Source organism: Deltaproteobacteria bacterium (genome assembly GCA_009930495.1).
In the GTDB taxonomy this organism is placed as follows: Bacteria; Desulfobacterota; Desulfovibrionia; order Desulfovibrionales; family Desulfomicrobiaceae; genus Desulfomicrobium.
In genome coordinates this window covers 1-1,519 of the sequence record RZYB01000378.1, presented here as the reverse complement: position 1 = coordinate 1,519, position 1,519 = coordinate 1, and the positions used below count along the sequence as shown (strand labels likewise).

The following is a 1,519-nucleotide window of genomic DNA, read 5'->3' as shown; positions in this document are numbered from 1 at the left end:
TTTTGAATAAGAATCGCCTGATTTAGGTTCAATACGGGCAATGGACGGATTTTTTGCGAAAAGCATCATTTGTTTATTGCTGCCATGCCCAACAATCACATGCACTCGGACATCAAAAAGCGCCGCTCGTTCCTCGCTCTGCTTTTTGCTGCCGGTGATGTGAGACGTTATACATTCCAAAAAGTAATCGCGCGTCTCTATGCGTTTTCCTGCTCCGTTCGTCATTCCCTTGGGGTGACTGAAGCACAGGCTCGCACATACTCGACAAGCTCACGGCCAAACTCGATCTGAACCCGGATACCGTCCGAGGCCGGGTCCACGTCATTCAGATATTGCAGGGCGAGGTGTATTTCCCCGTTGTCGCCCGATCCCAGCCCTGAGAAGCAAAATTCCATTCATTCCAATTTCTTGGCCAGCAAGGCCGTCAACGGACTGACCAGCGGCACGCCCCCTGCCGCCACCACAACCACATCCTGCGCCGCGCAATAGAATCCGTGCGGCCCGCAAAAGACGCCTCCTTACCCCGTGCGTACAACGGCGCACATAATTTGATGCATCGTACTTTTGCTTGCTGCAAAAACATCTACAACACCCCAGAACTTTTTACTGCTGGGTAATTGACGGCAAGCCGTGGCATCAAAAAAAATAAGGAGGAATGAACACGTGTGCACCAAATCAGCTTTGGCCCTTTTATCCGGCGTGCTTTGCCTGTTCCTGACCGGCGAAGCGCGTTGCGAACCGAACGCCACAGATCAGGCCAAACAACTGGCGACTATCACCGTGACCGCGCAAAAAATGGAGGAAAAACCACAGTCCGTGCCCATCAGCATGGACGCTTTTTCCGAATTCCAGCTTGAGGACGCGGGCATCGACAACGCCATGGACCTGACCGGATTCGCCTCGAACCTGCATCTGCACCGGCATAACGCGTTCCAGAATCTGATCATCATCCGGGGTATTTCCACATCCCAGGCCTCACTGTATTCCCCGGCCGGATTCTATGTGGACGACGTCTGCTATCCGTCCCAGTTCATGCCCAATCTGGAGTTGTACGACATTGAGCGGGCCGAAGTCCTTAAAGGGCCGCAAGGCACGCTCTACGGTCGCAACGCCGAATCCGGCGTGGTCAACATCGTCACCAAACAGCCCGACGACACATTCCGGGCCAAGGCCCTGACCGAATATTCCAGCTTCAACACCGTGCGCACCGGGGCCAGCCTGAGCGGCCCGATTGTGGAGGACCGGCTTTTTCTTGGCGTGGCCGGACAGTTCAAGTCCTCCGACGGGTTCATGGACAACCAGGCCGATGGCTCCGAGCCCGACCAGCAGCATTTCAACGGTCGCGGCACCCTGCGCTGGACCCCGACATCCCGCTGGGACATCTCGCTCATCACCGAAGGCATGAGCCTGGACGATCATTCCGGCGGGCACCGGGTCCAGGATGGATCGCGGGCCACCGATTTTTTGGAGTTCATCAGCGACGAGGACCAATTCTACACGGAACACGGCAATTCCCAGG

General features: G+C 55.9%; 1 protein-coding gene. It reads left to right on the top strand.

Annotated features, from left to right (window positions below; all coding sequences use genetic code 11):
* Positions 1–663: 663 nt before the first annotated feature.
* Positions 664–1,519, top strand: an 856-nt coding sequence (locus tag EOL86_14830; GenBank protein ID NCD26844.1) for a hypothetical protein, incomplete at its 3' end; no start/stop codon positions are given.